The sequence below is a fragment of the Enterococcus sp. RTP21361st1_A6_RTP21361_211029 genome, assembly GCF_040910045.1.
Taxonomy (GTDB): domain Bacteria; phylum Bacillota; class Bacilli; order Lactobacillales; family Enterococcaceae; genus Enterococcus_D; species Enterococcus_D gallinarum.
Genome location: NZ_JBDGBK010000152.1, coordinates 1 through 3,666 on the forward strand (window position 1 = coordinate 1; position 3,666 = coordinate 3,666).

General features: G+C 34.2%; 5 protein-coding genes and 2 pseudogenes. 2 read left to right on the forward strand and 5 right to left on the reverse strand.

All coding sequences use genetic code 11. From position 1 onward, the window contains the following. The 5 genes and pseudogenes from AB5Z52_RS16210 to AB5Z52_RS16230 all read right to left on the reverse strand — a co-directional run. Window positions 1-82, reverse strand: a pseudogene (locus tag AB5Z52_RS16210) (IS6 family transposase); the annotation flags it as partial. A 27-nt stretch (window positions 83-109) separates the two neighbouring features. Next, window positions 110-439: a transposase gene (locus AB5Z52_RS16215; RefSeq protein ID WP_060805105.1), complete on the reverse strand. Its 330-nt coding sequence runs from the start codon at window positions 437-439 to the stop codon at window positions 110-112. Between the two features lie 114 nt (window positions 440-553). Beyond that, window positions 554-820, reverse strand: a complete 267-nt coding sequence (locus AB5Z52_RS16220) for a hypothetical protein (RefSeq protein WP_060805106.1) — start codon at window positions 818-820, stop codon at window positions 554-556. 53 nt (window positions 821-873) lie between these two features. Further along, window positions 874-963: a hypothetical protein gene (locus AB5Z52_RS16225; RefSeq protein ID WP_228780288.1), complete on the reverse strand. Its 90-nt coding sequence runs from the start codon at window positions 961-963 to the stop codon at window positions 874-876. Next, on the reverse strand, window positions 960-1,145 hold the full coding sequence (locus AB5Z52_RS16230; protein ID WP_060805107.1) for a hypothetical protein: 186 nt from the start codon (window positions 1,143-1,145) through the stop codon (window positions 960-962). The genes AB5Z52_RS16225 and AB5Z52_RS16230 overlap by 4 nt, the downstream gene beginning before the upstream one ends. A gap of 168 nt (window positions 1,146-1,313) precedes the next feature. On the opposite strand from AB5Z52_RS16230, the gene AB5Z52_RS16235 reads away from it, so the two are divergent. After that, window positions 1,314-3,425 carry a BglG family transcription antiterminator gene (locus tag AB5Z52_RS16235; protein ID WP_288551695.1) on the forward strand — a complete coding sequence of 704 codons (2,112 nt, stop codon included), beginning with the start codon at window positions 1,314-1,316 and terminating at the stop codon, window positions 3,423-3,425. After that, a pseudogene (locus tag AB5Z52_RS16240) lies at window positions 3,403-3,666 on the forward strand (2-dehydro-3-deoxyphosphogluconate aldolase); the annotation flags it as partial. The gene AB5Z52_RS16235 and the pseudogene AB5Z52_RS16240, both read left to right, overlap by 23 nt.

The following is a 3,666-nucleotide window of genomic DNA, read 5'->3' on the forward strand; positions in this document are numbered from 1 at the left end:
AGCTAAGGTTATAACGAAGATAGTAGCCCACGGCTACAATAATCACATCCTGCTGAAATTGCTTTCCTTTAAAATGATTCATCGTCATTCCTCCTGCTATCTTTTTCTATTATTCTACCTTATTTGATAGTAGATTTAAAACTTTGCAACAGAACCGTTTGTACAGGTGTAGATAAGTTGGTACTTCTTGATACGGAAGCAACTGAATCCAACTATCATGATAAGCATGACGGATGACAGAATCAAACCCACAACATTCGCAACGATGCGCTTCTCCAGTTAATAAGCCGGTAAATACATTGGCCATACGGCCATGAACGCGCTCTTTACTAATGGCATCTTTTGAAAAGGTAATATGGGAATCTTTGATGTTCAAAATTTGTTTGATGGAATGACTTGTCTTTTCATCCGTACATTTGATATTCTTAGTTATGGACATTTGGTTATCCTCCTATGATTGTTTTTGCCGATTTAATTATAGGACAACCAGATGTCTTTTTGTTATAAAAAAATATTTGGCGTCACTACTCAGTTTGAGTAACAAAACCAAATATTATAGAACCGGCTTTTTCAGTTTTTTCCCTTCACAAACAACATCGATGATTTTCTCGGCATGGGTACGGGTATCATTCATTAATTCTGTATCGGTTGGATATTTGATGTTTTGTGGAGCACAAGTGGCATCCAAAATCAATGTTCCGGAATTGAAATCGTCATAAGAATCGTTGTCCTTATCGTCTTTTTTCTTGTCGAAGACGAGTATTTTTTCATTGATTTCTATCAACGTTGTTTCGTCCAAGCGTTTCCGGAAATAGACCATTGTAGAGCATCGAAAGGCTTGGCATCTTGATAGCCCGGCAAACCGATGAAGAACTATAAATACGGGTTTTCTTGAATTTGTAAGACCGTTTCTTCGTCGCTATAGCTATATTCCTTTTGAATCAGTAGAGCTCCGAAGGTCATGCGAAAGGGTTTTGCGACGTTTCCTTTTTTTTACGAAAATTTTTAGCGTAGTCTTTTTCAAGTTCAGCCCATGGAATGAGCTCTGCTTTTTGAATCCAACGGTTAGACGGATTCATTTTGAGACCTATCGGTTGATTGAAATCTTCAAAAGCCAATTGAACGGTTGTTTGTAATTTATACATGAAAAGCCTCCAAAATTGAGTGGTACTCCACACCATTCTGATGGTGCATAAGATAAAAAATTAAAGAAGTGCCTGTCATTTGTCTGATTTAAGCCAAGGTTTGACAAATTTTGGATATTCCAATTAATACTGTAAGCGGTTATATTTAACTCAGGGAGGTAGATGAATGTGAATACAAAAGATTTAAAACTGTTAGAAACCATTGTACGATCACATGTGACAAACTCTCAACAATTGAAATCATTAGTACATTTTTCGACTAGGCAGATAACTTACTCTATAAAAAAAATTAATGATGAATTATCCCTTCATGGATTGAGTCTGATAAAGCGAAGTAACTCAGGGGAGTGGTTATATGAAGCCAATGATCTTCAAAAACTTTTGATATACATGAATCAAGCAATGGTTTTTAAAGAAGGTGCGATTCCTGAATATATAAACGATGATTTGGCTTATAGTGAGATAAGAAGATATTCGGAACTGTTATTTATTCTAGCCAACCCCAAAAAAGTGACAACCCAAGAAATAATGGCGTTTATTGGTATCAGTAAAAATACGGCTAGAAACGACTTTTCTAAAATAAAAAAAGAGTTGCCACCAGACTACACTTTGATATTTGATCCCCAAAATGGCTATATGATTGAATCAAGCATGGCAAAGCTTCATACATTGCTCTTAGAAGTTTTCAATTATTTATTTGAAAGGCATGCAACAGTTAACCGTTTTGAGTCACTCTTTTCTGAAGAAAGGGAATTTGTTGGTTTTTTTATTCACACCTACGAACAAACTTTTAAATTGAAATTTTCTGATAATTCACTAACCAAACTTTATTATTTGATAGGTTTATCACTTTCTAGTTTTAAAAGAAGGACGAAAGGACAGATTGATTTTAGTTATGATTTACAGGAATTAGATGAGTTTCAAATGATTCGAAGCTGCATTGATCAACATTATCAACATGCTGAGATAGCTATAGATTATGAATGGTTGACGCTTCTGTTTTTATCATTCAATACAATTTCAAATGAGTTTGAAATTTTAGATTCAAGAATCTATCAAGTAATTATGGAGATGATTACCTTATTTCAAAGTAAATCAGCTATTCGGATTAGTAATAAAGAAGAGTTGACCAATCGATTGATGAATCATTTACGACCTGCAATCTATCGAATTCGCTACGAATTACCATTTGAAATAGATGATTTAGCTGAAATTGTTAAGGAAAACCATGAAGTTAGTGCGGTACTTAATTTTGTTAAAGAATCCATTGTACCTTTGGAAGCATTTTTGCGTAAGACGATTCCTGAAACTGAATTATATTTGATTTCTGTTTATTTTTGTTCGGAGCTATTAAATTCTTCTATTATCGAAACACCTGTTAGAAAAAAGGCAATCGTCGTATGTAGCAATGGATTGATTATGGCCAATGTAATGGCGAAAACATTGAAAGAAATTTTTCCAGATATTCAGTTTGTTGCTAGTTCTTCGGTCAGAGAGATGGATAAGTTTGTCGAAGATGTTGATTTGATTTTTAGCAATCAACCATTGAAAAGTGAAATTCCATTATATATTATACAACCGATTATGAACGAAGAAGAAAAAAAACGCTTGCGGAACCGTGTACTCATTGATTTTTCTACGAATAATATCAGCAAAGAGACTAGGAACCTTACTGAAATTATTAAGCGTTACTCTGCTGTTCAAAATGAAGAAAGTCTACAAACTGATATTGAGAGATTTTTAATTAATTATGCAAATTCACTAATATATCTAGATCGTCAAAGTAAACAGGCACAAAAGATATCTTTTGTGGAATTGCTTGTTTCTGAAGGGATTATTCTTGTATCTACGAAACAACTTACTTGGCAGAACGCGATGGAATTGTCTTGTCAGCCTTTATTAAAGGAGCAGGTAATTAATCAGAACTATCAGACTATTTTAATGAGTCAAATGGCGGATGAAGAGGCTTATTATTTTCTTAATAATCGTATTGCTATTCCACATTCATCGCCAGAAAATGGGGTAATTAAGGGCGGTTGCTCGTTACTTATATCAGTTGATCCAATTATTTTTCCTGGAAATAGGCCTATCCATTTTATTTCCCCTTTTGCAATTGGAAAGAAGGAAAATTATTTACTTGCGATTAACCAATTACTACAACTTTCTAAGGACGAGGAATATCAGCAAGAAATACTTCTTTGCACGACGGAAGATGAAGTGAGAAAAAAAATAAAAAATTTTTTAAGGAGGAAGCAATATGTCAATAACGAATTTTCCTGAATTAACCATCATTCTAAGAGGATATAGTTTTGAAGAGGCGATGTTTGTCATGGAAGAATTGGCTGCGATGAACACTTCGGTAGGAATTGAAGTAACAACCAATAATGATGACTTTGCACGTATCATCACAGAAGGCAACAAAAAATTTGGGCAACAATTATTGATTGGTGCAGGGACAGTTTTAACATTTTCACAAGCAGATCAAGCAATTGCTGGTGGTGCGAAATTTTTATTAGGACCA

Bases quoted from the DNA above. Each gene is read 5' to 3' on its own strand.
- AB5Z52_RS16215 (WP_060805105.1), bottom strand. From the start codon at position 439: ATGTCCATAACTAAGAATATCAAATGTACGGATGAAAAGACAAGTCAT.
- AB5Z52_RS16230 (WP_060805107.1), bottom strand. From the start codon at position 1,145: ATGTATAAATTACAAACAACCGTTCAATTGGCTTTTGAAGATTTCAAT.
- AB5Z52_RS16225 (WP_228780288.1), bottom strand. From the start codon at position 963: ATGACCTTCGGAGCTCTACTGATTCAAAAGGAATATAGCTATAGCGAC.
- AB5Z52_RS16220 (WP_060805106.1), bottom strand. From the start codon at position 820: ATGGTCTATTTCCGGAAACGCTTGGACGAAACAACGTTGATAGAAATC.